The following is a 25,677-nucleotide window of genomic DNA, read 5'->3' as shown; positions in this document are numbered from 1 at the left end:
AGTGAACCTTACGGTACAAAATTCGAACCTTTTACTAGAAGATTTAAAGCTTTTGAGTGAGTTATCTCTAGCGGATGTCGTTTAAATTATGATAAAACATATCCTTCAACACATTGCTTTCTTCTTCTATCCATAAATCTTCTTTAATCAATCTAGCTATTAGCTCTTGCTCATTTACAGAAAATACATTCCTGTCAAGCCCTGAGAAAGCAACTTTATAATCCCATCTGCTTTTGTGCATAAAAGAATCTGTTGGGAGATATTGATGCGGTGGTGGAGGTGTTAGGATTTGAATTTCTGCTCCTCGATTTTTTAATTTAGTTTTGATACGTTGATAGATTTTCAATCCTTCGTGATCCCAATCACAACTGTAATAGATGGGATATGACAATTCAATTTCGTCAATATCATCTATAATAGAAATGTTGTTGCCACCTACGTACCAGAGTTTAACTTCAAGTTCTTTAGCATTCCAAGGTTGTTTCAGGAAAGATTTGTTCTCACAGAGGATTATTGCCTTAGGGTTTGTATAGTCAACTACTAATCTGTATTGCAAATCCTTAGAAGTCTGTGGAAATTCATCGATTTCTAAGATTTTCAATACTGCATTACGGACACTGTTTCTAAATTTTAAATATTTTGATCCACCATAGTCAAATACCTTGGCAGAGAAGTCCTCAATGTTTGAGAGATTACCCTTTAATTCATTTCTGCTTTCATAAACTACGATCAATGTGCGAATATCTTCATCTGTGAAATTTTTGCCTCCATCGGGCCGGATACCTGCAAGATTAAGAAAGTCGTAATAGTATTGATAAGCGGTTAGGAACTGATCTTCATAATATTTCTCATAACCATCCTGTGCTATCAATATCTTGTTATTACCTTTTTTTTGAGCGATAAAATCTGTTTGCGTCATCAAATAACGTATAAAATCTACCTCCTGGATTTTGGCGGCAGTTTTCTTATTTTCATACAGATCATTCAGTGCTTTCAGTACTGGCCATGTAAAGTCCTTGCTAGGTAGTTTCTTCAAAGATTTCATCTATATTTTCTGTTAATTGTCCGTTGTGAAAAATGCCAAAAGGGGGAACGTATGTTAAGCCTGTAGCATCTTTATTGTCATTCATAATATACATATATTGCCCTTCGTCGGTGATGTCACCAGCAGTTTCGATGGACATCGTTACGATTTGATAATTTTCCTTCTTTGCTAATTTATGCAACATTTCATAGTTACTTCCTAATCCTTCGGCTTCATCAATCGGCATAATTCGTATTCCTGAGTGATCTTTATCTTCTATTAACGACAATCTGGCAAGGCAAAGCAAGGCATTTGCGGTATAGGTCTGTCCATTACTTCCCGAATTACTCTGTCCATCTTCTAATTTGATTTCAAAAAGGAGATCAAAATAAGAGCGAGGATTGAGCAGGTCTTGTACTTTAGCTTCTCTTGTTCCATTCGCCTCGCGGAATACACTGATCATAATTTCATCAATGTCCTGTTTGTTGTTTGGTGCAAATAATCCAACATCTTGCATTTCGTTCGTTAGCCGTTTTCGAAAAATTTTCATCCAATCATCCGGATAGCCGGCCGCTGGCTTATGCTGTAAAGTAGCATAATTGCCTCCCGTGATTTCGTGGCTTGATAAATATTTCGTTATTTTTTGAACCTTGGTCAGGTAATCGTTGTAGACTCTTTGTACTTCATTGAAGACGTTATGAAGAATTTCTATTTTTCTTGAACCGATGCGCTGCAAATCATTAGTCAGTTCGGTGAGCCTTTTTTCAATTTGCTCGCCAATAAGTTCTTCCTGGATTTGCTGTGTGAGGAAAACGGTAGGTAATAATTTGTGTGCAAGTACTCCAACGGAATGATCTTTTAAGATGGTTTTGTCTTCGATTTCGGTAGTAGCCCATTCATACGAGGCTACAAATTTGCTATAGGCTTCTGCACTTAGGCTTTCCTTCGGTTGATATTCTATTTTGATCAGATCCTGTTCTTTAACAAAATCACGATTATGCTCAACCATAAATTTCATCTTTGCCTCATCTAGCTTGGGTATGCTTGAATCGTATATTTGCTGATTCTGCTCAAACTGTTTTTTTACTTCATTATATGCTGTTTCGATTTCGTTGGCCATTTCATAAAGCCTGTTAAGCGAAGGAAGGGTTTTAAAAAGCTCGTCTTCTTGCTTTTGGATTTTTTGCAAGGCTATTTTCTCTTTTGCCAGAAGATTTTCTAAATCTGCTTCCACTATCAAAAGAAGGCTTTCTTCTTCTTTTGATAATTGCTCGAAATCGGTTGTGCCGTATTGTCTTTTTATGTTGCCATTAATCAGATCGATTTTTTCCTGGGTATCCTTATCAATCTGTTGGCGATGTGTATAATCGGCATATGCCTTGTCATAGTCTTCTTTGTGACTTTTATACATTGCTAGGTATTGTTCGGAATCCTTAAAAATAGAAAGATGCTTTTCGAGTTCAGCCGAAGTTAGTTCTGCAATTTCATCTATTTCTACAAATAATTCATTTTGGCTTGCTTTGTACAAAGAAACCGCCTTCTCCAATGCCGGATAGCTTTCCAGTTTTTCTTTCAGGTGTTTTAATTGTTCGTACTCTAGTTTTAATCCTTCTAGCAGTTGTTTCAATGCAACTAAAGGTTCCCTATCTAACTTGATTTGGTCTACTGGTACATTAAGATGCTGTTTTGAAACGTTCTCAATAAATTCATAGATACCGTTTAATTCCAGCCAAAATCCGGTAAGGTCTGTTTTGATTGTAATTGGATTTTCAAACAGCTTTTCTGGAAAGGGAAGGTATCTTCCTTCGGGCGGATTTATGGCCGTTCTCGATAAGGACTGGAAATGAATAAGCAGACTTTCCTGCTCAAGGCTCAGCGGCAAGTTGAGATGTTCTATTGCCCAATGGGCTAGTGATGCCGGATTATCAAGATCTGAAAAAATAAGCTGCGTTTCTTGCTTTGCGATAGCTTCTTCAAGGTTATTCAACTTTTGCAAACCAAACTGTCCTGCTTTCGAATACTTATTAAACCAATCTGACTGTTCAAAATCTTGTTGTAGTTTATGCTCTTTAAGAAAATTTTCAAATGTTTTTAGCGCTTCAGTATCATTGATTTTGGAACGTTCTGCCAAATGCCACTGACGGATGGCATCTTCATCTTTACGGTCTTCGGTAAGCCAATCGTTAACTTTTTCTATTATATCTTTATATTTTGTACTTTCATCCAACAACTTTTTTGTCTCTTGCAATTCAGATTCGAGTCTTTCTTTTTGCCGCACTGTATTTTTAATATTGTCTTTTAACTGAATTACGATTTGATGCTGCTCGTTGATATCAAAAAGTTTCATGTTAGCCAATTTTCTTTTAATCAAGAGCCTTTTGATACTGGTTGTTTGTTGTTCCTGATTTGATATTTGAAGTTCTTTATATATACGGACATTTTCTTGAGACAAAAAGCTTACGTTTTCCAAGCTAAATTGCTTTTTCAATTGGTTGTAGTGCTTGAAATCACGGAGCACATTTGCTATCTTTTGTTCCTTGCTTCTGATGGTAGCAATTTCTTCTAGCAGGCGTTGATGTTGCTGTTGATCCACATTGATGTTTTGCACTTCGTCGCGGTATTTATCAATAAGCTGTTTTTGGTCGTCGTCTCCAAAAAGAAATATTTTTAGTGCATCTGAATCTGTAAAGAAGCCTTTTCCTCTTGAAAATGAACGGATGATGGCTGCATAGCTTTTCAGGCTTTGCATGTTCTGGCTAAGATCTACCGCCAGTAAGCCGTTATTGAAAAGCAGTTGGTGGTATTTTTTATTGTTTACACCTTTGAGGTAACCCTTCTGTAAAAAGCTTTTCTCCATGTTTTCCAATGTTTCTATCTTTCCATCTACCAACAAATCCCGATAAAAAACAGGCTCATTCATCAGCACTAGCGTTTCTTCGAAATCATAGCCGGCTTGAATAATGAAAAATTGCATTTGGCTGCTTGTGGTTTCCAGATAGCCTCCCAATGCAATATATTTGCGTGGCTGTACCTCAACGTTAATCAAAATATAACCCCGCCCGTATTTTCCACTAGTGCTTTTAAGCACCAGTCCGCTTGTATCCCTTTGTTTTACGCCTTCTGTTCCTGATTTAAAAACACGAGAACCAACTAATAGCAATTGCATAAAATCGGCAATCAAACTTTTACCGCTTCCGCTTTCTCCACTAAAATCGGTACGGAAATTGTGGAATCGGTAATCGCAATTAAAGTGCTGCCTTACATTGAGGGTTGATAAACTATAAATCTTAGGTTGAAAATTAGTCATGGTCTTTTCGTTTTATAATTTCATCAATAGTTTCAATTTGTGGATAATAGATTCTTCTTAACCTTTCAAATGAGGGTTGGTAGGTAAAATAGTCGCTATCATTTGCGTCCCTTGCTATCCAGCCCAGCTGTTCAAATTCTGAAAACGCCTTATATACCAAATGTCTTAGCTTTTCTTCATTCATATCCGAATCGGCATCACTATCAATAGATGATACTACGCGTTGCATTTTATTGAGCAGTTCGTCATATTCCTGATACAGCAAGTTGATGAAATCGGATATTTTAGCCAGTTCAATATTACCATCGAGCTTATAGATTTTAAAAAAGATCAGTCCGATCAGAATGTACTCTGACTTGAGGTACCATCGGTATTGATTGTCAGTTGGGATCTTGCCTCTCGAACCTTCATGAAAATCGATATAGAAATAGGTATTCCATTCTTCGCCTTCTTTTTTAAGCAGCATTTCAAAAAAATCGTCATAGTAGGCTTGTAGACTGGCGTAATGTTTATCCAGAAATGCATAAAGCGAAACGGGTTTAGGAAAGTCTCGCTGTATGTGCATTCCCGATTTGAGCAGATAGTCGAGTTTGGCAAATGTGCTTTTTGCGGCTCTATCTGACATAAACGAATAGCGTACGTTTAGATCTTTTTCTGTATCGTCATATTCCATAGTGAAAGATTTAGATAATTTGGGTCATGATATTCGTTTTGGTCTACCGTTATCTTGTATTGCCAGCTGCTACATTGTTTCACCAGTCTCTGCGCAGTTTTTACGGCAATATTTAAGTCATCCTGCTCGTGGGCAAGAATGCTGAAGAAAAAGGGCGAAAATTCAAGTTTTCCTTCCTGTTCTATTTGGTCTATAGCTTTATTTGCCCAAAACTGTATTTTTTTCTTTTTTTCGAGTTTTTCTTTGTTTTTAGCCATGGCAGTTCTGGTTTGTTCCACGTCGACTGATCTGACGGCGGGTGGTATAGGTGCCTTCCTTACGAAATCTTTTTCGGTCAGGATATAAAACCGGGGTATCGATTCGGAAATCTTGACGCTAAAGGATTCAATTTCTTCGGGAAAAACGAGTCTTTTGGGTTGATTTTCCTGACGGATATAGGAGCTGTTATCTAATAAATAATGAAGAAACTTGTCTGTTTTTCGATCGAGCTCCCGTTGGTTGAATTCGAAGATAAACTCCCTAATGCGGGGTTTTATCTTGTCGATGCGTACGCTCACCTGATCTAAATGATTACGTACATTTTGGTTGTATTGCAGCACATGGTTGATGCTGTCCAGAATCTCAAAATTTGAGGGATCTTTAAGCATGTCCTGTAAGATATCGTCTATATCATAGGTAATCTGAAAGCCAGTAGTCAGTTCATGTGCGTGCTGTTTGATTTGGTCTAATCCTGCACTAATGATATCGATTACTTGATGGATGTTGTCCTGGCGTTGATTGATCTGGAAGCGGAATTCATCTACGGACTCGCTCACTTGCTGGTCTAATATTTCAATTTGCAAAGCCAATTCATTGCTTCGCTGGTTAAAATGGTCGTCCATCCAGATCAGCAGTTCTGGAGGTTTTTTTTCAAGGCATGTTCTTAAAGTATCCAATAGATGTTTGAACAGACGTTCTATTTTGGCGGGATGATAACTTTCTGAAAGGCGTTTGAATACTTTTTGACAAAATTCTTCTCCGTAATTTTTAAATCCATACACTTTTCTTTTCCTGTCGCGCCAAAGGAAGAACTCCTGCAGACGTAGAATAATCGTGTTGTTCCGGTTATTCTCTTCTCGATGTGAGCCTCCCAGATCGGTAAGAACCTTATTGATAATCTGTATGATCTGGTCTTCCGTAAATTCCTGCTTTTGATATTTTTGGTATAGAGCAAGAATAATCAGCCCATCTTCCTTGTTTGGGATGAGCTGATAGTAACGTGGCTTTGCTTCGGAATAAAGATCGATTTCTTTCATTTCAGGGAGTTAGCAAACTACTAAATTTAATTAATTTGTTTTCAACTTTCCAAAAGTCTCAAACTCTAAAAATTTAGATTTAAACAAATCTGATGGAATTTTCTTTTTCAGTAATAGATGAAAGTTTTCTTCGTGGGTTGATACTATTAATTGTTTATCTAGAGATAAAGTAATACCTCTAAATAAATCTATAAAAGATAGAATATTAATACTATCCATTGATTGAATTGGATCGTCTATAAATATACAATTGACAGGCTCTTTAGTTGCCGGATCTTTTGTTTTTAAAGCTCTTGCCAAGAAAATACTTAAACTTAAAATATTTACTTGAGCAGTACTAAAATAAAGAGAAGGTACAGATCTAACTTTTTGTCCTTTTTCATTAGACGACCATGTATAAATTTGTAAACGGGGTTTATTTTCGGCAAAATCACATTCAAATTCAATTGACTTATAATCAGGATGTGGATCTATTTTCTCGTAAATAGCATTAATTAAAGGTGTATAAAAATAAGCTTCAATTGTATTCTTAAGAAAAGATTTAAGACTTCCTCTTTCAATATTTAATTTGCCCTCAGCATCATCTAATTCTTTTAAGCTGTTGTTGATTTCTTCAATGCGGTCTTGTACTTTTTTTGATTCAGTAGCTTTTATACAAGCATCGTTTAAAATTCTAGTTATTTTAAATTTTTCTTTTTTATTTTCGATTAACTTTTCAACTTCCTTTTGCTTCTCAATTAGGTCTAAAAATTCTTTCTCAATTTCAGCTTTATCTTTACCAGTTAGTTCTATGCCAAACTCTGATAGAATATAATTTTCATAATTATCATATATCCTTAAAGCTAAATTTTTAGTGTTCTTTACCAGTTCTTTTTTCTTAATGTATTCCTCGTTGGTAATAGTATAATTTGACAATTTAGTATTTATCTCACTTAAAGATAAATTTAGACCTTCAATTTTAACTACTATATCACGGATAATTAGCTGAATACTAGTGATACGTTCTAATAATATAGATTTTTCAAAATTGTTAGAATTTAGCGCTTCAATAAAGAAGTTCCTTACTTCCTCATAGTCTATTGAAGATCGAAGTTTTACAAGATTATTTTCAGAAATTTTTATATTTTCTTCGTATGTTTTTAGTAATGAATCTATGTTAAAAACTTTACTGGCAATTGTATCAAGTAATTTATTCCTGTCGAGTAATTGTTTCTCTATCTCAAATACATCTTCCTGTATCTTCGCTGGCAATTCATCAGGGGTTTGCTGATCTCCAAAAAATAAAAGTAATTCTTGTAAGGTTAATTGATTTTTATTTAAATCATTTAACTTTTCCTTTCTCTCTAAAACTAGTTTATTTATTGTATTTTGTGTAACTTTCTGCTCTGATAAATAAGGTTGTTTTAATGCAGAAAAAGTATTTCCAATTTGTTCTTTGTTGCTAGATAGCTTTATTACTAAGTTATTTAATTCTATTTCATTATCATTTTTTGCCGCTAAATATATTTTTAATTTACTGTCAATTAGTTTATTAGATAAAATACTCTCTGATAATTTTTCAAATGAGTCATAATCATGATTACATAAAGGGCAATCTGAACTTTCTGATTTATTGACTAACTCTAAACCTGTATTTATAAATTCTTTTAATTCTTGATTAAAATGGTTTTGACTATCAATTTTACTTTGGACATCATCAATATTACTTTTTAAATCCTTTAATTTTTTCGATCCTTCTATATAACTAGTAATTAATTCTTTATGCTCTTTAAATAAATTAAACTCTAATAAAAGCTCAATATCATCATTAATTCTATTCTCATAATATCCAAATTGATCTAAAATTTCTTTTGAATCATTCAACTTTTTTTCTCCTGATACTATTAATTTTGATAAATCACCAATTTTTTTTTCTAACTCCAAAATAATCGGAGAAGTTGCTTGTAATTGTTCTTTTTGGGTCGGAATATTGTTTAGGATTGATTGATTCCTAACTAAAGAATTTTTAAGCTCATTGAGTTTTATTGTTGCATCGTTTTTCTCTTTTTCAGAGTCGAGCTTTTCACCTTTAGCAACTAGCGATTTGTTTTTTAATTCATCTATGTTTTTTTCTAAAGCAGCAATTTCAATTTTTGTAGCAAGAAAAGATTCAAATTGCTTTTCAATATTGAGAGTTCTCTGCAATCTGTTTTGCTCAATCTTTACATTTTCATTATTTAAACTTAATTCGTTATTAAGCCTTTCTTGCTGTTCAAACCACAATATTATTTGATCTAATTCTTTAGATTGTTCATCTAATTTTAGAATCTTATTTCTATTATCTAGGTAAGACAAAATGCCTCCATTCAATTCATTATCTTCAATTTCTTCACCATCTCTTGCTAAAGTAATTGTATCAATACGCAATTTAGCCTTAATTAGCTCCTCTTCCAGTGATAACAGTCGAACATCAATATTTCGTGATAAATTGTCGTAAGATGTCGGGTTAAATGAATGTTGATTAATAAAATCAATGTTTTCATCTTCTTTTTTTAGATAGCTAATTACTTCGTTAATTTCATCAAACTTTTTGAACTCTTGTTCAAAGTCTATCTCAGTTTGTAATGATTTTTCTTCTTCCGATTTTTTACTTTCTAAAGATTTTCTTTCCTCCTTGATATATTCTAATAACCGATTTATTTTCTTATATATTGCATCATACTTTTTTAAACTATCATCAATTTCTATGAAATTTTCATAGCGCTTATCAGCTTTCTCTTCTTTTAGAAATGCATCTATTAAATCTTGAGTCAATATTTGATTTTGAAAATATTCGTTTACGGGTTTCTCATTGTACTTATAAACTTTTTTCTTATTAATAACATTCTCAAAACTATTTAAACTCGTTTCTACTATTACCTTTCCTGATAACGAAGCCTTATTTAATAATAATGGAGCATCATTGTCTTTTCTTACTTTTTCAAAATCAACCATTCGATCGAAACGTTGAATTTTATGAGTAACTGCCCATTCAACAGCATCATAGAAAGACGTTTTACCAAAACCATTTGGAGCATAAATTGAGGCAAAATTCATTATTTCACCGTTAGAAGTGAAATCAAAAGTAGAATCTGCCTCTTTCTCAAATGCTCTGAATCCAGTAATTTTCACACTTTTAATTTTCATAACTTGGTAATTTCCTTAATTAATTTTCCTTGAGCTTCTCTATCTCCAATAACTTTTTCCTCTTTTTCTAAAAGCTCCCAAATATTTTTATTTTTTGGAACAAATTCAGAGATTGTAACTTCTTGAGTTTTATCTACAATTTCTTTTAAATCTGAATTTGTAATATGCTTTACAATTAATCGATTTGCTTCATCATTATCAAATTCTTTACTATAAGAATCTTCAACAATTTTTCTACTTGAAAATTTATCATTTTCAACTTTATTTTTTAGTTCTTTGGGAGTTATATCGCTCGCGATATATATGATGTAGAGATTCCATTTTTCATATACTGTTTCTAATTTAGACTGGTATTTTAATGCAATTTCTTTTGAAATATTTTCCCATAAACTTTCTTCAGAAAGAATAGAACTCTTAGCTAATACAAAAAATACAGATATGTTTACATTTACGTGTACTAACTGAAACTGAAAATCACAAGTCTTATATTTTTCTTTTAATTGATCTATTACATCCGCGCTATATTCCAAATACTTTTCCATATTCTTCTTTTAGTTTAATTAATAATTCATTTTCATTAGGTCTTTTATAAGTTTTGAAATCGTCACTATTTTCAATGAGCATGTATTTTTTTAAATATTCAAAATGAATAAAATTATATTTATCAAATGCAAACTCATCTACATCAGATACTGCACTCCCAATATTATTAACTGTTAAGGTTCCATTTTCATAACTTTTTCTGAAAGCATCAATTCTCGGCACTAAACTTCCTTTTTCTAACTTATAATAAGCTATATTTCCAGCGACTGGATTGCTATTTGTCTTTATAAAGACAGTACCATTTTCATTTAATCCTAAGTAGTTTGATGACAAACAATCTTCTAGAAAATTATCGCTTTGCCAATCATCATTTGTGTTCTTATACAATAATCTTGTCATTGAAAAAATACTTTCAAGATCATTTTGAGTGCAAGCAAATTCTTTTGCAATATTTATTAATGTTAAGAACTCTAACCAAGTAACATAAATTAGTTCATCATTAAGTTTCGCACCATTATTTTCATTAATTAATAATCTCTCTTTAAAAAGATCTTTGATAAATATTGGAGTAATGTCACTATTAATAACTGCAAGTGTCTTATCTTTCAGAAACTTTCTTGTAAAAGAAATATTCTCATCTAATATCCCCGCAGAAATATCAAAAGCCTTGTCCTTTAAGAATTTAAAACTTGTCAGAAATGAAGGCATCATTTCTGACAAACTGTTCTCCTCAACTATTTCTATAAATTTATTAATCGGAACAACATCTATTTGTCCATTTGCATAATCCGTAGTTGTAGATGATTGAATACCGATAATGTTTATTATTCCATTACTTAATCTCAAAATACCTCCGCCGGAAAACCCTTTAATATCTTCATGATTTAGATTTCCAAAGTTTGTTTCTAATCTAAAATACCCGTTATTAGTTATATTGATTTTACGATTAATTTGATGATTACTATATCTGTCATTTTTATTATCATCTATTTTACTAGGATAACCACATAGTAAACACTCATTAAATGCGATACAATTTTCATCTACAAAAATTTTATTACAACCTAAGATCTCCTTTATAATTAGAATAGAAGCATCTACATTTGCATCAGGATGTTCAAAATAGTTTTCATCTTTTTTTATATCAATATCATTTGGAGCATTCTGTGCATCAGAGTAAGATATACTAATTATATCTTTAAGTTCTTTTGTGTTTGGACCATCATCATTTTTCATTTCGTTATAAAACACGTGCTTAGCAGAAAGTACATAAGTTATTGTTTCATCCAAAGGTTGAAATAAAACTCCACTACCACCACCTAAAATGACCGTATATCTTTTTAAATCGTTTTCATCCATTTATAAGTAAATTCATTAGTTTCTTTAGACTTAAAAAACGCAAAGCTACTCCAATCTTCTTCTAAAAAAATTTTATCTTTTAAATCAAAATTAAAGCATATGATAGCAGTTGGATTATTATCAATAATTCTTGCTATCGTTCTTTTATTAGGTAATCCGTGCTTAGTTGCATTTGAACTTATTAGGTAATTATCTGTTTTTACAATTTCTAAAAGTTCTTTATTTGTATTGTACGCACTTCCGTGGTGAGAGACCTTCATTAGTTCAGTATTCAAAGGATTATATTTATCGTATCCAAACATTTTTAAACCTTCTATCACAACAGATGGGTGTGCATCACCTAAAAATAAAAAATTTTTATTCTCGTACTCCATAATAAAGGCTATAGAACTGCCATTGGCAATACTTGTATCCCCTTTAAATTTAAAATTAAGCTTGTTTTCTTCATCAATAAAATCTTTTAATGGAATTTTAAAATCATATTCACCATTACCACTTGTAAAATAGTCCTTTTGTTTTTCATACAACTTTAAAAGTATATCCAACTTCTCGTTATTAGGAGACAAAATTTTAAATTTTGCGCCAAATAAAATAAATTCTAATCCTTGTTCAATAATCTGCCCTTCCCATAAATTATTATCCCTAAGATACTTTTCAAATTTAATTCCTTGTTTAGGGCTGGTATGAAAATCGTCTGCTCCTTCAGTGATTTCAATATCTAAATCTTTGTTTTCATCACTTTCGAACTTCTTAGCTATTTCCTTTCCTGAGTTAAACCAAACTTTTTTAATAAGTTTAGGAGCCTCTTTATCTTTATTCAGCCATCTTAAAATCCCTCCAATATGGTCATCATCAAAATGGGTTAAAATGAGAAGGTCTATGCATTGTTCATTTTCCTGAATCTGTTTAATTACTTTAAATAAATCACCATTTACATTTGAGGAACTTTTATAAGTATCACCAATACCACCATCAATTAATATATTTCGGTTTTCTTTTCCATCCTTAAATGATAAAAGTATAGAATCTCCATTACCTGCTTTTAAAATTTTTATTTTCATAGTTTTAAGTTTGATTAGTTTTTATTTACATCCCCAAAACATCCACTTTACTTTTCCCACTTTGCTGCTTACTCACTTTAATCTGTACTGGTATCCTCTCAGTCATTTCTTGCACATGGGAGATGACCCCCACTTTACGGCCTTGGTTGTGGAGTCTTTCCAAAGCATCCATGGCGATATTGAGCGTGGTGGGATCTAAAGAACCAAAACCTTCGTCAATAAACAAAGATTCCACTTTCATACGGCTGGATGACAAAGAGGCTAAACCCAATGCCAAGGCAAGCGATACTAGGAAAGATTCTCCACCGGAAAGCGAATAAACTGTACGTACCTCATCGCCCATGTCCTGATCTACTACCTGTAATCCAAGTGTAGCGGAAATACGTTCAATCTTGTATCTGTTGGTGAGTGCCTTTAGGTGAATGTTGGCATAACCAAGCAACACATCAAGTGTATATTCCTGAGCAATCTGGCGGAATTTTTTACCATCTGCAGAGCCAATAATTTCATTCAGTTTGCTCCAGTTTTCTGTAATACCCGCTTGTGTTGCGATGCTTTTCAGCAAGTCACCAATTTTATGCTTATTGACCTCGTCCTGTTGTAATTGGAAACCAATTTCACCTTTTTTATGTTTCTGTAGTTCTGCATCTGATTTTGCAAACGTAAATAATACGCTGAGCTCCTCGAGTGGGCGTTCGGATAACGATTTTTGCTGATGAACATCCAGCAGTTGTTTTCTTTCAGCGAGGATGGAGGTTGCTTTTGTTACTTCATCATCAATTGCTTGTAATGCCATACGCTCGGTATCAATCCAATCGTTGTTTAATGTAAGAAGTTCATGCAGTTCGTTAATGCATAAGAATTGGTTGTTTTTTTGGTTGTAATTGACAAGCCAGGCTTCTGCTTTTTGCGAAGCTTTTTTGGCTTCTGCTTCTAATGAGGTTAATGTTACAAGCAATTCCTCTTTTTGGGTGTTGGCTTTTGTATTATTAGTACTCAATTCTTGCTGTATTTCTTTAAGCTGATCCAGTTGTTTTTGGGCTTCGGTTACTGCTTGTTTAATCTGACCCTCAACTTCTTCTGCCGATTTTCCTTCAAAAATGGTTTCTCTCTGTTGCTTAAGATCAAGATAATTTTGGTGCTGAGTTGTATACGCTGCTGTCTTATTTGTAAACTCTGCTAAAAGGCTTTTGGTTTGGTTTTCCAGTTCTTTTAATGTTGCTTCAAATGCTCCTTTTTGAAGGATATATTGCGTAAACTTTTCAGCATTTTCTTTCCATATTTTAGCAAAGCTGTCAATACCTTCTACAAATGCAGATGGAGCTGATTTCCAGTTTTCCATCCAGTCTGAAGTCGTGAAATAAGGTGAAAGTGTTTTTTCTACTTCACTAAGATCCAATGTAGCTTTGTTCCTTTCATTAATTTTTCCACCGTGCTGTTCCATGTATAAGGCGATAGAATTTTGCATAACCTTAACTTGGTTAGCAAGGCTGTCAATAGTTTCTTTTAGTTGGTCAATTTTGATTTTACTTGCTTCAAGTTGTTGTTTTTGGCCGGCATGACCTTGTATCTGCAAAAGCAAGTCTGCTTGTTTGGTTTTTAGGGTCTGTAACTTTTCCTCGATCCACTCAGCTCTTTTTTCATTGGTAATGGAAGGATTTTCTTTTACAATATCAAATTTCTCCCATGCTTGCTTTTTGTTTTCAAGGGCAGCTTCATTTATTTTAAGAGCCTCACTCTGACTTTGAATGGTTTCCTCTAGCGTTTTAAACACTTGTTCCAAAGCAATATGCTCACGATAACTAACGAGGTGAAGATGTTCTTTTTCATCGTAAATTTCTTCCAACTTAGCCAATACGTTCTCCAATTGCGGATTGTGCACTGCATAGGGATGGCTTGTGCTACCACATACCGGACATGGCTGATTATCGATTAAAGCCTCTCTAAGCGTTTCTACATTTTCGGCAGATGCCAGTCGAGCATGTTTCAGAAGTTCTGCAGCTGTATCTTTTTGAGCAAGTTCTACAACTAATTTCTGGGCAAGTTCTCCTAAAGTTTTCTCTTTTGTTTTGTAATCCGACTGATCTTTTTGTTGTTTCTGATTTAAGGTTTCAAGGTCTGTAATTGCATTGTAGAACAGCTGCCAATTAGATTGAGCTTTTATTGTATTTTCAACATAGCGATCTGCTTCTACCTTATCCAGATTTAGGGTTTCAATAGGTATTAATAATAGCTCTTTGGACTGTAAATCATAGGTTTTTTTTAAACTTTCCCATTCTTTCGTGTATTGGTCCAAGTTTACCTCAATTATTGTTTTATCAGTTTCACTTGTGCTAATTTTATGCTTCAATACATCCAGCTCCTCACTGGAAGACTGTAATATCCCTAAAAGCTTTTGAGCATCCTGTAATTTAGAAAGGATAATATTTCTATTGTCAGCAATGGGGCTACGATCTGCATTTTCTGTATTCCAATCTGTTATAATCTTAATTTTATCAGAAAGGTTGGTCAATTCAATTTGCTTCTCCGTCAGAACTTTTTGTTGTTGGTTGACATTTACTGAAGCACTTTCCACTTCTTTTTGGGCATTATCTGCTTGTTCCTTTCTTTCAGCAAGCAGAGTGTCCAGTTTTCTTGCCTGCTCCAGCAGAGGCAAAGTATCACTAAGAGCTATGTTTTTTGCTTTAAGATCAGTTTCTGATGCTAAAAGATGTATTTCCAGTTTTTCTTTTTGCTCCAGAAGCGAAGTAATTGTTTCTTGTAAGGTATTCAGTATTGTTGTTTTCTCAGTATGTTGTTGTTGGGCATGCCTTTGTGCATCTACCCAACTTCTGGTTTGTTGTGCGTGTTCGGTCACTAGTAGCTTTTGCCTGCGTTGGTGAGCATTTACTTTAACTTCAGTTGATAGTTGTAATGCAATATTGGCTTCAAAATGATTAACTTGCAGCTTGGCTAGCTGTTCGTGCCAATTTATTTCCGTTGTTAAATTTTCTATTTCTTTTTCGAAACCTTTGATTTGGGTTTCTAAAACACCTTGTTCTTCGAGTAAAGTTTTTAGTTCTTCTTCGTTTAGTGTAGCAATTCCTTCTTTTCTGAAATTAAGGTCGCGAAGTTGCTGTTCTTCAAATTTGTACTTTTCGTATATCTTTTTCGAAATTTCGGAGTAAATATGTGTTCCTGTTAGTTTTTCGAGCAATGAGGATTTTTCGTCTTTACTTGCTTTCATGAAAGCGGTAAAATCACCTTGTGCTAACAATACCGATCTTGTAAACTGGTCAAAATTTAAACCAACGAGTCGTACAATTTCATTTAAAGTTTCTTGCTTTTTGCCAGGAATATCTACATTGGAAGTAATATTTTTTAGTGTAATCAAATCAGCCTGCATACTGCCTTCTGCTTTATTTCTTGCACGTCGTACGCTCCAAGTTGCACGATAATGCTGCCCATCAATACCTATAAAATCTACCTCAGCAGACCCTTCTGCCGTTCCGTCCCGCAAGATACTACGAACGTCTCCCTGACTAAGTGTGCTTCCCTGCACGTCAAAAATATCTATTCCTGTTTCTTTTGCTTGTAGATATCTGGGAGTTTTACCATACAGTGCAAGGCATAGTGCGTCTAAAATTGTAGACTTTCCCGCTCCTGTAGCTCCGGTAATGGCAAAAATTCCTGCCGAACAAAGTGGCTCAGCAGTAAAGTCAATCTCAGTATTTCCTTCTAATGAGGCCAAGTTTTTTATGCGTATAGCTAATATCTTCATTTTATTCGGTTGTTTGATTTACTTCTTCTGCTACTTGTTTAAAAAGTTGCAGAATATCGTCCGGAACATCAATATTGTACCTAGATTGATATACTTTACCAAATACATCAATAGGCTGTAGTTCGCTAAGTTCATCTGGTGTAATAAATTCTGGTGCTTGCAGGGTTGATGCTGGATATTTTACATCAATTTTAGCAAGCCTAACTCTCTTTCCTACTAATGCCGTCTCTACTTTATGTCGCAAAGCTGGTTCAGGTCCATCGAGTAGTATTCTTACTTCCAGAAAAGGAACTGTTTGTAGATTATTATCCATAATTGACAGATTATCCAATAATCCAATTACTTCATGCAATGGCAAAGGAGTTTGTGGAATTCTTTGAAGCGGAACAGATAATGGAATTTCTATCGATTTTAGCTCGCTGATTTCTTCGTCTAGTTCAAAAACGATAACCTGATGCTTATAATTTAATTCAGAAAAAGACATTGGTAATGGACTTCCCGAATACCGAATGTGTTCTTTTCCACCTATTCTCTGTGCTTTATGAATATGCCCCAGAGCTACATATTTGATATCTTGATGAAATGCTGTAGCCGCAATACATTCCACACCTCCCATAATAAGTCTTTCTGTCTTATCCAAATCGCTTACTTCGGCGTGATGGGTGTGCAAATGCCCCATAGCAATGATGGTTTGCCCATCTTGCTTTTTCAAACTAGCATATTCAAATGCGTCTTTATATAATGCAGTTACTCCTTCAGTATAAGGATTTGCACAATTTAATACAGTTGGATAGTCACCCATGCGCAAAAAGGGAATCGCAAGACACCATATTTTTACATTTTTCGAATCATCATGAATAGGAACAAGTAGCTTTTGGTAGTCTATATTGCCTTCTGCATCTTTTTCAACAAAACCTATAATATGTACATTAGAAGATTCCAATAATGGTTTCGGAGCTTCTAAACGCGATGCCGAATCATGATTGCCTGCTGTAATAACAATCTGTAGATCAGGATTTAACTTAATAGCTTTGTTTAGAAAAGAATAAAACATTTTTATGGATGATGCAGATGGGTTGGAAATGTCAAAAATATCTCCACTAATGAGTAAAACATCTATTTGTTCTGTTTGCAAAGTAACAAGTAGCCAATTAAGAAACTGTTGGTGTTCATAAGTACGGTCATATTCGTGAAACAATTGGCCAATATGCCAGTCTGCTGTATGGAGAATCTTCATATTTTAATTTGCTTTTATCGGTATGCTTTTAAATTACATTATGTAAGATAATTCAAATATCATTCTTTAATATGAATCTTTTTTACGGAAAACCACATTGTTCTTACAAATATATCGATTCACAAAAATCAATCACTACGTATTTATACCTATATATTTATAATTAATATCACTAATATCTAGCTGTTAATTTATCCAAAACCTTATTGTTTTCGTAAATATATAATAAGCAAATGAGATACGTAAACATGCTCCCTAATAAAAGTAAATAAAGTAATCACTACACAATTTTTGTTATGAAAAATGCTTATTTATATGTCAGAGTAAGTACTGACGAACAAAAAAGAAAGGGGTTTTCTCTGATTGAACAAGAAGATCGTTTATTAAAATTCTGTGCAATGAACCAAATAACGGTTAAGGGAATTTTTAGAGAAGATTTTTCAGCCAAGGATTTCAACAGACCAGAATGGAGAAACCTTATTAAAACAATAAAGAAAAATAAACATCGCCCACCAGAAAATATTCTATTTGTTAAATGGGATCGTTTTAGCCGTAACATCGAATATGCTTATCAAATGATCGGGATACTAAGAGGACTGAATACTCAAGCCATGGCTATTGATCAGGTAATCGATTTTGAGGTTCCTGAAAGTACCGTAATGCTTGCCATGTATTTATCAATTCCGGAAGCAGAGAATAGCAGACGAGGGCTAAATACATCTGATGGTATAAGAAGAGCGAGAAAAATGGGCAGATGGCCGGGAAAAGCACCAATGGGTTATATAAACAAGGTTGCTCCTGATGGCAAAAAGATTATTATACCCAAGCATCCTGAAGCTGATTATATCCGCTGGTCATTTGAAGAATATTCTAAAGGTAAATTTACAATTAGCTATATCAGAAGAATGGCTAACCTCAAAGGACTTATCTGTGGCAGGAATAATTTTTGGAAGGTTCTGCACAACCCACTGTATTGTGGATTAGTCTTTGTACCTGCATACAAAATGGAGGAAGAATATTTTGTAGAAGGTCTACATGAGCCTCTTATTTCAGAGAAGCTTTTTAAAGAAGTTCAATGCCTGCTAAACAGTCGACGAACAAAAAATTCGTTTAAGCAAAAAATGAAACCGGTTTTCCTCTTGAGAGGGTTTTTAACCTGTCCATATTGTAACAAGCCATTAACTGGAAGTACATCGACTGGAAGATATGCAAAGTACCAATATTACCATTGTGCAGTTAGAAAGTGTAAAGCACGTATAAGAACTTATATTTTGGACTTTGAATATGAGGAACTATTAAAAAAAATAAACATTAAACCAGAAGTTTATGAATTGCTTGAACTTGTTTTGGAGGATGAAAATATTTTGACTGTAAAACGGGAATGTATAAATGAACAAAAAAAGATTCTTAAAGAGATCTCGGATCAAGAGCTTATAATATCAAAGGCAAGGAGGCATTTCATTCAGAATGAAATTGATTTTGAAGATTTTAAGGATTTAAAAACAGAATACAAACAAGTGATGAATTTCCTTAGTGATCGGCTTACACTTGTAAGTGAAAGTCTTAATAACTGCAATACTGGTAAAAACATTAAAGATCTAAAAGATGGTAAAAAAAATGTTTTAACATTGTATAAGAGCCAAGATATAGCTGGTAAACAATATATCATCGAGTTATTTACACCTCTTTCGTTCGACCCACTAACAAAGAAATTAAATCACTTACATATAAATCACGCTATATCCATGATAACTACTTATAGTGATAAATATATTACCAGTACTAATTTTATAAACACCAAAACCATTGGTCAAATTTCAAATAGTAAGCCCAGAGTTTTCTCTGATAGAAAAGTCTCCATCAATCAGGTAATGAAAATATTGAAAAAAAATGGCATCGAGACAACCGTAGCACAGGCAAAAGAAATACTTGATTTCCTGTATACATTTACTAAATTATATTCAAAACAAGATGTTCAAAATATATCAGAGTTGATAGAACCCCGCAAGGGGATATCGAACCTCTAATCATTGTTGTTATTATCTATTTTCACATTTTCTTTAAAATGATCTTTACGAATCAAAATTATCGAACCAGTAAAAATTTTAAAAACAACTATACAACTAATTTAAAATCAATAAGTTGAACCAAATAAAAAAGGGGATAATCAAAATTGATTATCCCCTCAAGTGACCTTGCAGGACAAAATTCGAACCTTTTATTAGAAGATTTAAAACTCTTAGCCGACTGTTTTGAGGATATTTTGTAACACAAACTTAATTAAATAAGGCATTAATGAAAAAACTTAAATAAATAAGACGACTTTAATATAAGCTATTGTGGGTGCTAATAAAAAGAAATTTTAATCATGAAAGCTACCTTTAACTTTGTCTCTATTTTATGCTTACAAATCCAAATTGGATCTAATACCTTTTCTACCACATTGATTTGAGTCTGTTTTTTATGTTTTAAAAAATATCTAATTTTTAACTATAGAAGTTTCTAATACGCTTCGTAGGTTTATGACGATATAAAACTATTTGTTTAATAATGATAGAAAAAATCTCATTCCTCTGAAATCTCCAGTTCCATCACCAGAATTCCTGTCATAAGTATGTTGTTTAACTTGATATACTAGTAAGTAATTATTAGTATGCATATATTCTAACAATAACTCAGTTCTAAAATACTCAAAATTTTGAGAATAATAATCTTCCTCAAAATTATAAGATTTGTGTGCAAGAATATTATTTTTATCTAGTATTTGAAGATTTTTAGTATCAGCTCTTAGACCCATTTGTTTTCCAATTTTTGTATTTGGAATGGTTGAACTAATTGATGGAATTACTTTTGAATTACTTTCCCATAAATAATCAGTGAGCGCTTGTTCAAATTCAAAAGAAATTCTTTTTTTCTTTTGAATATGAACAACTTTATTTATATCCTCTTTTTTATATTTTGCAGGATAATGTACTATGTCAAATGGTGTTATCATATGTCCAACTTCTTCTTCACTTTCTAAAGGCAAGTCTTTATGATTTAAAAGAGCAGTTGGTATATTGTCAGCCCAATATAATTCTCCATAATATACTTTTGACAATGAACTTCTTGAAGTATGTCCTTTTTTTGGTTACCCAAATTGTACATCAACCTAATTGCATCTATGATGGCAGTTTTACGACAGCCATTTTCGCCTATAATAATATTTAACTTTGGATCGAAGTTGATCGAAAGCGACGAAACTCCTTTGTAATTTTTTATATTAATTGTTGCTAAATACATTTAAAATTTTTAAAATTTTTACAGAAATAAATTAACTTTCAACCTGATTTTAATACTAACTTTCTTCCTTATAATAAATCTTATAGAATTTCTTACCACCTTTATCAATGCCTTTTTCTATTAACTCTTTGTCCCCGTGTATATAGATGTGAAAATTTTTATCTAACTTCAAAACACTTTTAAAAATTCGTGATTGTTTTTTTGTAGCGGTTTCAGATATTAAAAAATTATCTGCAATCTCAAGACCTTGCTCTTTTTCAAATCTGCTTTTATAGCTTTTAAAACTTTCACTAATTTCAGAGTCATCGATAACCTTTTTAGAAAAGTCTTCTATCTCAAAAACATTTTCCTCTTTAAAGAAATCTACAGACTTATTCATATAATCAGCCTGTTCAGTTTTGGATATATTGAATTTAGCAGGAAGTTCTTCACTAATAAATTTTTTGCATAGTGACATTGCATTTTGTGTATTGTAAAAACCATCTTTTCTTGGGCGTACATGAAGGAAGTCATTTATCCAATATTGTGCTTCATTAGTTTTGTTTGTATTGTCTACCACTGATACTAAGTATCCATTTTCTTTATTTGTATTGAAAATGATGCAACCCTTATCTAGCTTATTAATGTTCATTCCCTGTAAAGTTTCGATTTCGAAACCATCAGGCATCTGATTTACCATTAAAAAAAAATCTTTATTTTCCGATTTAAAAATACCAATTGCATCTGTGATTTCATCTTGTACCAAACAGTCTTTAAAATATAATATATATAATTCTCCATCCTTTATCTTAGCATGGGTACTTTGATCGTAAAGATGGCTCACAATACTTTGGGATACTTCAATTAATCTTTCATTATCGGAAAATAGTGTTTCGGCAAAACTATATAAAGGATTAAGGCTTATATTATGGGTGTAAAAAAATTCATGAAATTGGTCAAAACTAAAGGCATTTTTTGCCTGCTGTAAAATACTTGCTTCAGCATTCTGAAAGTTTGTCTCAACTTGCGAGAATTTAACACCCTCTCCTCTTGATTTATTTCCGACGTAATGAATTACTAAGTTTTTAATATGTTCTATTGAAATCTTCATAAAGGTTTATTATTTGACTGAACGTATAAAGGTACCATACCGTTACCATCTGTAAATTCTGCAACAGTATGAAAGTATTCCATATTATTTTGCTCCCAATATTCTTTTGGAGCATGCTCGACCATAAAAATCTGGAACTCATTTTTAAGTTCTTCGACAACATATTTTAAAAATGAATTGAGAAGACTGAAGGCATCTAAAAGTTTATCCTTATCGTTATTTTTCACATCTCCCTCACCTGAGTAGTAAGGGAAACTGGGTTGATCAATAAATAAAAACTGAGGCACATGTTTTTGTTCTTTTTTTATCATATGTTCATGCAATCCCAGATAAAAACAGAGATGCAAGAACATATAATTAGATGAGCTGCCGACAGTCTCAATTTCGAAAAGTTCCAAAGGGCTTTTCAATTTCAAGAATTTATCTTCAATTGAAAAACGGATTTTATAATCGTTATAATTTGGCATTGAATTGACAAGGTCATAATTCCTTTGTATGGCTTTGTCAAGTTCTTCGCTCATCACATATTTTGTACTTTCAATGTCATTTATTAGTGCCTCTAGTACTTCAGATTCTTTCACAAGCCGCTCTAACTCCTTTATGTCGGTGTTAGTAATATTATTTTTCTGCTCTTCAATATGAGCAAGCCTTTGTTTGATAGTACCAACAAAAATGTATTTTGTAGCTTCGTTTGAAAACGTGGGTTTAATTTTAGGAAGATCAGTTATTTCTTTTGCAATTTTCTGCTGTTCTTTTTTTAATTCGTCTAGATCTTCTTGAAGAGTGAATGTTTTAAAATCTGATTTAAGATAGCTTCGTTTTATATCTACCAACGATTTTTCAAGCTCACCCACAAAGAGTAAAACCTCATGGGATTTTATAATCTCATTAAAATTTTCATTAATGTATTCAATAGGTTTTAAGCTATCCTCATAACTAGAGAGATTTTTATTGTAATCAGCAATTTCTTTTTCGTAGCCTTCGATTGAATTTATTTTGCGAATTATTTCTCTTTTTTGCCTATTTAAAGCGTCAATTGCGGAAAACGTTTTCTCGTTATCAGCCAACACTGTATACTCCTCGACTATTCTGTTTAAGATACCTGGAGCTTCGATTGGTGTGGTTTCAAAATCCGGGCTTAGCAAATTATTTTCCTTGCATTCCCGCACTAGAGAAAATAAGCTTAAATCTATATCTTCTTTTTTTCTCCGTTCAGCTTTGATCCGTCTTGTAATACTGGAGATTTCTTTATTTAAACTATCTAATTTCTTCCTGTTTTTCATATTTTCCATTCTGTCAACACCAATAGCCATAAGCAATATTTGCTCAAGAGTCTCATCATTATCGATTTCGTAAAAACTTTTATCGAAATAATTATTTGTGGTAATAATGATATCAGCCGATATAGATGTGAAAAGCAAAAATTGTTTGTAACTAAAGGTTTTTAAATTACTTAAAAGGTAATCTTCAGAAGTAGATATGCCAAATTCTGTATTTAGTATTTCTTTTAGTTCATCAATTGTAGTATTGGCATATGGAAATTCAGGATACTCTCCAGTTTGGGAAAAATAAATTTCAGATGATACGGTTCCACTGTTTGCACCTTTTCTAGCTATAATAAAATTATTTTCATTAATCTGAAAATCAATTAAATACCACGAAACATTTTCATTTATTGTTTTTTCAATGATCCTATTTTTATTTGATAGCATGCAATAATCAATAACACTTAGAAAACTTGTTTTACCAGTTGTTGCATCTCCTGTGATAACATTGATTTTATTGGGAAGAAACTTATAGATTATGGGCTTTGATTCATTTTTGAACCATAGCTTAATATTGTTGAGCCTAAATTTCATAATCTAATTTTTAAAATTTTATATAACGTATTGGTTTCATAGCCTGCAGTCAGACTGACAAAATTTTCAAGTTGGCCTGCAATGCTCTCTAATCTATTACTTGATGCTGATTGTGACAACTGCTGATAGTTTGAATTATAAAAAATTCTATTTTTACTTGTCATCAAAACTCCCATTTCTTTAAGAAGTGTTAATGAATTAATAGAAATTGGCAAAAGGTCAAGATACCGGTCATTGAAATTGGCAAAAAGTGTGGGATGTTTGCGAAGCAACTCCTCAAAATTGGAAAAATTACTTGTCCGCAATTTAACAATAATCCTATCTTCGAGAAGAATAGGTAAAATAAGTAAAAACCTTGATATCTCAATCTCATTTAAGAGCCGTAATGTCTTTTCTAGCACCAGTGACGCAATTGCCTCATTATTGTACACATAATAGCTTTTACTCATAGTTTGTATTTCTTTTCCCAATCGATATGCCATCCGATTACAGGCTCGTTTGAAAGCAGGTAAAATTGACCGTTACTAAATTCTTCCGTTAGTTCGTTGCTCTTAATATTTAATTTTTCTCTTCGCATTTCATTGACACATGCAATTGCACATTCTTTTATCTCTTCCTCTAGATCTTCAAGGGCTGCTCCAGTTGTTATTCTTTTCTTGATTTCCCTATATTTTTCTTTAAAAATTCTTTGCCACGTAATAATTGCGTCTTTATCCAAATTTGATTTATCAGTTTCTAGTAGATCACCTTCATTTACCCAGTCTTTAAGCTGATTAAAGAATTTTAGCATCGCTGTGGTATAATTTAAAATTTCTTCGTCTTGATCAGTTTCACCTATTTCAATTAGTTGTTTTATAAACAACTGCTCCTTTAAATCATCAGGAAAAATTAATGGCAGGTTTCTAATTGGGAGATTATTAGAAGCATATGCAAAATCAAAACAAGTTTTGTATTTGTTTGAAAAATCTTCAAAAGTGATACTAAACTTTTCTCTCCCGGCAATAGTTAAAAATTTATCAACTTGGATATTTGTGTAAAAAGCATTAAAAACATCATCAATTCTCTCAGGCCTTCTGATTAATTTATGAATCCTGCCCTTTATTAGTGAGATAATATTTTCCTGATCCGACACTACCTTAATCTTACATAAAAAACTTTTTTTTACTTTTTGTTTCAACTTTATTAATTGATTTATCTTTTCTTTTAAAACCTTGTCAGTGGTTCCTGAAAACAAATCTAAGATGTACCCATTCATTTGCTTTATGTCAAGCTCGCCAACTTGGAGTTTTGCAAGGTTTTTTAGAAAACCATTACTATCAATGGATTTATTGGTAACAATAGTAAATGAAGTGTTTAAAATATATTTTTCAGCATCCTCTGCTACGTTCACAAATGCAATCCAATTGGATATTGTTTTCCATAAATCAGAATCTCTTTCTGTTAGATTTATTTTCTCACCAGATCCATTTGTTTGTGTTGTATGCTTCAGTTGAAGTAACTCAATATTTCCGTTAGGAAATTCAATATGAATATCATCTAGGATCTCGAACCCAAGTTTTTCTCCGGGATCTAAATCAAGGGATAGATATAAAAAATAAAAAAGCTGATAATCAAATCCAATGAGTTGAGGACCTGCAGTATGTTCGGTATGAATTTTTAAAGTATAGGATATCATTTGCAAATAGAAGATCAAATTTCAAACTAGAAAACATTTTAAAAATAGTACTTTTTTTATTAACTTAAAAAAAAAAAAAATGAGATTATTTCATTCATGTTTGGATTTCTGCTTTCGAAATGTTAAAATTACAGTTCATAATAAATTGAAATAACGCTTTACTGCTTTGTGTAAGATTTTATATTTGTTTCCCTCAAATATTTAGATTCTTTAAACTAATTAAATACGTGGATGCAAAAAAAATTTAGAAATATAAAGTATTAATTCTTTTACTAAAAGTCATGTGTCAGATTAAATACTGTGATCACTAGTCTCTAAAAGGGTAATTCGGCTGTAACTATCTAATA

Annotated in this window: 17 protein-coding genes; 1 reads left to right on the top strand and 16 read right to left on the bottom strand. The window is 32.6% G+C overall.

Translation table 11 applies throughout. The features are described 5' to 3' along the window. Window positions 1-67: 67 nt before the first annotated feature. From QLS65_RS14110 to QLS65_RS14065, 10 genes are read right to left on the bottom strand one after another with little or no spacing between them, the layout of a single operon-like run. Window positions 68-1,045 (bottom strand): hypothetical protein, encoded by a 978-nt coding sequence (locus tag QLS65_RS14110; RefSeq protein WP_282718454.1) that lies wholly within the window; start codon window positions 1,043-1,045, stop codon window positions 68-70. Then, complete coding sequence (locus QLS65_RS14105; RefSeq protein ID WP_282718453.1) at window positions 1,020-4,331, bottom strand: sbcc family protein; 3,312 nt, start codon at window positions 4,329-4,331, stop codon at window positions 1,020-1,022. Before QLS65_RS14105 ends, QLS65_RS14110 begins: the two co-directional genes overlap by 26 nt. After that, a complete protein-coding gene (locus QLS65_RS14100) occupies window positions 4,324-4,956 on the bottom strand; it encodes a condensin complex protein MksE (RefSeq protein ID WP_428831882.1) in 633 nt (210 codons plus the stop codon). Before QLS65_RS14100 ends, QLS65_RS14105 begins: the two co-directional genes overlap by 8 nt. Window positions 4,957-4,973: 17 nt before the next feature. Beyond that, a complete protein-coding gene (locus tag QLS65_RS14095; RefSeq protein WP_282718451.1) occupies window positions 4,974-6,299 on the bottom strand; it encodes a hypothetical protein in 1,326 nt (441 codons plus the stop codon). 30 nt (window positions 6,300-6,329) lie between these two features. Beyond that, window positions 6,330-9,464 carry an AAA family ATPase gene (locus QLS65_RS14090; protein WP_282718450.1) on the bottom strand — a complete coding sequence of 1,045 codons (3,135 nt, stop codon included), beginning with the start codon at window positions 9,462-9,464 and terminating at the stop codon, window positions 6,330-6,332. Then, window positions 9,461-10,006, bottom strand: coding sequence for an ABC-three component system middle component 1 (locus QLS65_RS14085; RefSeq protein WP_282718449.1), 546 nt, complete (start codon window positions 10,004-10,006; stop codon window positions 9,461-9,463). The genes QLS65_RS14090 and QLS65_RS14085 overlap by 4 nt, the downstream gene beginning before the upstream one ends. Further along, window positions 9,984-11,366 carry an ABC-three component system protein gene (locus QLS65_RS14080; RefSeq protein WP_282718448.1) on the bottom strand — a complete coding sequence of 461 codons (1,383 nt, stop codon included), beginning with the start codon at window positions 11,364-11,366 and terminating at the stop codon, window positions 9,984-9,986. Before QLS65_RS14080 ends, QLS65_RS14085 begins: the two co-directional genes overlap by 23 nt. Further along, window positions 11,348-12,427 (bottom strand): ComEC/Rec2 family competence protein, encoded by a 1,080-nt coding sequence (locus QLS65_RS14075; protein ID WP_282718447.1) that lies wholly within the window; start codon window positions 12,425-12,427, stop codon window positions 11,348-11,350. The genes QLS65_RS14080 and QLS65_RS14075 overlap by 19 nt, the downstream gene beginning before the upstream one ends. Window positions 12,428-12,452: 25 nt before the next feature. Next, the gene (locus tag QLS65_RS14070; protein ID WP_282718446.1) at window positions 12,453-16,187 is read right to left on the bottom strand and encodes an AAA family ATPase; all 3,735 of its coding nucleotides are present in this window, start codon (window positions 16,185-16,187) and stop codon (window positions 12,453-12,455) included. A 1-nt stretch (window position 16,188) separates the two neighbouring features. Beyond that, on the bottom strand, window positions 16,189-17,424 hold the full coding sequence (locus tag QLS65_RS14065) for an exonuclease SbcCD subunit D (protein ID WP_282718445.1): 1,236 nt from the start codon (window positions 17,422-17,424) through the stop codon (window positions 16,189-16,191). 296 nt (window positions 17,425-17,720) lie between these two features. Between QLS65_RS14065 and QLS65_RS14060 the strand changes: the two genes are divergently transcribed. Beyond that, the gene (locus QLS65_RS14060) at window positions 17,721-19,451 is read left to right on the top strand and encodes a recombinase family protein (protein WP_282718444.1); all 1,731 of its coding nucleotides are present in this window, start codon (window positions 17,721-17,723) and stop codon (window positions 19,449-19,451) included. A 509-nt stretch (window positions 19,452-19,960) separates the two neighbouring features. On the opposite strand, the gene QLS65_RS14055 is transcribed toward QLS65_RS14060, so the two are convergent. From QLS65_RS14055 to QLS65_RS14035, 6 genes are read right to left on the bottom strand one after another with little or no spacing between them, the layout of a single operon-like run. Beyond that, a complete protein-coding gene (locus tag QLS65_RS14055) occupies window positions 19,961-20,524 on the bottom strand; it encodes a hypothetical protein (RefSeq protein ID WP_282718443.1) in 564 nt (187 codons plus the stop codon). Further along, window positions 20,464-20,706, bottom strand: a complete 243-nt coding sequence (locus tag QLS65_RS16195) for an AAA family ATPase (protein ID WP_428831881.1) — start codon at window positions 20,704-20,706, stop codon at window positions 20,464-20,466. The genes QLS65_RS14055 and QLS65_RS16195 overlap by 61 nt, the downstream gene beginning before the upstream one ends. Window positions 20,707-20,761: 55 nt before the next feature. Then, window positions 20,762-21,796: a nucleoid-associated protein gene (locus tag QLS65_RS14050; protein WP_282718442.1), complete on the bottom strand. Its 1,035-nt coding sequence runs from the start codon at window positions 21,794-21,796 to the stop codon at window positions 20,762-20,764. Then, complete coding sequence (locus QLS65_RS14045) at window positions 21,793-23,655, bottom strand: DUF3732 domain-containing protein (protein ID WP_282718441.1); 1,863 nt, start codon at window positions 23,653-23,655, stop codon at window positions 21,793-21,795. Before QLS65_RS14045 ends, QLS65_RS14050 begins: the two co-directional genes overlap by 4 nt. Further along, entirely contained in the window at window positions 23,652-24,104 is a 453-nt protein-coding gene (locus tag QLS65_RS14040) for a three component ABC system middle component (protein ID WP_282718440.1), read from the bottom strand. Before QLS65_RS14040 ends, QLS65_RS14045 begins: the two co-directional genes overlap by 4 nt. Further along, window positions 24,101-25,330: an ABC-three component system protein gene (locus tag QLS65_RS14035; RefSeq protein WP_282718439.1), complete on the bottom strand. Its 1,230-nt coding sequence runs from the start codon at window positions 25,328-25,330 to the stop codon at window positions 24,101-24,103. The genes QLS65_RS14040 and QLS65_RS14035 overlap by 4 nt, the downstream gene beginning before the upstream one ends. Window positions 25,331-25,677: the final 347 nt, after the last annotated feature.

The sequence above is a fragment of the Flavobacterium algoritolerans genome (assembly GCF_030010385.1).
Lineage (GTDB): Bacteria > Bacteroidota > Bacteroidia > Flavobacteriales > Flavobacteriaceae > Flavobacterium > Flavobacterium algoritolerans.
The sequence above is the reverse complement of the archived record's forward strand: the minus strand, read 5'-3'. Positions and strand labels throughout refer to the sequence as shown.

What these genes read in the sequence shown, in the direction of transcription:
- QLS65_RS14105 (WP_282718453.1), bottom strand. Translation starts at nt 4,331, where the DNA reads ATGACTAATTTTCAACCTAAGATTTATAGTTTATCAACCCTCAATGTA.
- QLS65_RS14110 (WP_282718454.1), bottom strand. Translation starts at nt 1,045, where the DNA reads ATGAAATCTTTGAAGAAACTACCTAGCAAGGACTTTACATGGCCAGTA.
- QLS65_RS14035 (WP_282718439.1), bottom strand. Translation starts at nt 25,330, where the DNA reads ATGATATCCTATACTTTAAAAATTCATACCGAACATACTGCAGGTCCT.
- QLS65_RS14080 (WP_282718448.1), bottom strand. Translation starts at nt 11,366, where the DNA reads ATGGATGAAAACGATTTAAAAAGATATACGGTCATTTTAGGTGGTGGT.
- QLS65_RS14060 (WP_282718444.1), top strand. Translation starts at nt 17,721, where the DNA reads ATGAAAAATGCTTATTTATATGTCAGAGTAAGTACTGACGAACAAAAA.
- QLS65_RS14090 (WP_282718450.1), bottom strand. Translation starts at nt 9,464, where the DNA reads ATGAAAATTAAAAGTGTGAAAATTACTGGATTCAGAGCATTTGAGAAA.
- QLS65_RS14085 (WP_282718449.1), bottom strand. Translation starts at nt 10,006, where the DNA reads ATGGAAAAGTATTTGGAATATAGCGCGGATGTAATAGATCAATTAAAA.
- QLS65_RS14065 (WP_282718445.1), bottom strand. Translation starts at nt 17,424, where the DNA reads ATGAAGATTCTCCATACAGCAGACTGGCATATTGGCCAATTGTTTCAC.
- QLS65_RS14070 (WP_282718446.1), bottom strand. Translation starts at nt 16,187, where the DNA reads ATGAAGATATTAGCTATACGCATAAAAAACTTGGCCTCATTAGAAGGA.
- QLS65_RS14040 (WP_282718440.1), bottom strand. Translation starts at nt 24,104, where the DNA reads ATGAGTAAAAGCTATTATGTGTACAATAATGAGGCAATTGCGTCACTG.
- QLS65_RS14095 (WP_282718451.1), bottom strand. Translation starts at nt 6,299, where the DNA reads ATGAAAGAAATCGATCTTTATTCCGAAGCAAAGCCACGTTACTATCAG.
- QLS65_RS14100 (WP_428831882.1), bottom strand. Translation starts at nt 4,956, where the DNA reads ATGTCAGATAGAGCCGCAAAAAGCACATTTGCCAAACTCGACTATCTG.
- QLS65_RS16195 (WP_428831881.1), bottom strand. Translation starts at nt 20,706, where the DNA reads ATGTATTTAGCAACAATTAATATAAAAAATTACAAAGGAGTTTCGTCG.
- QLS65_RS14045 (WP_282718441.1), bottom strand. Translation starts at nt 23,655, where the DNA reads ATGAAATTTAGGCTCAACAATATTAAGCTATGGTTCAAAAATGAATCA.
- QLS65_RS14075 (WP_282718447.1), bottom strand. Translation starts at nt 12,427, where the DNA reads ATGAAAATAAAAATTTTAAAAGCAGGTAATGGAGATTCTATACTTTTA.
- QLS65_RS14050 (WP_282718442.1), bottom strand. Translation starts at nt 21,796, where the DNA reads ATGAAGATTTCAATAGAACATATTAAAAACTTAGTAATTCATTACGTC.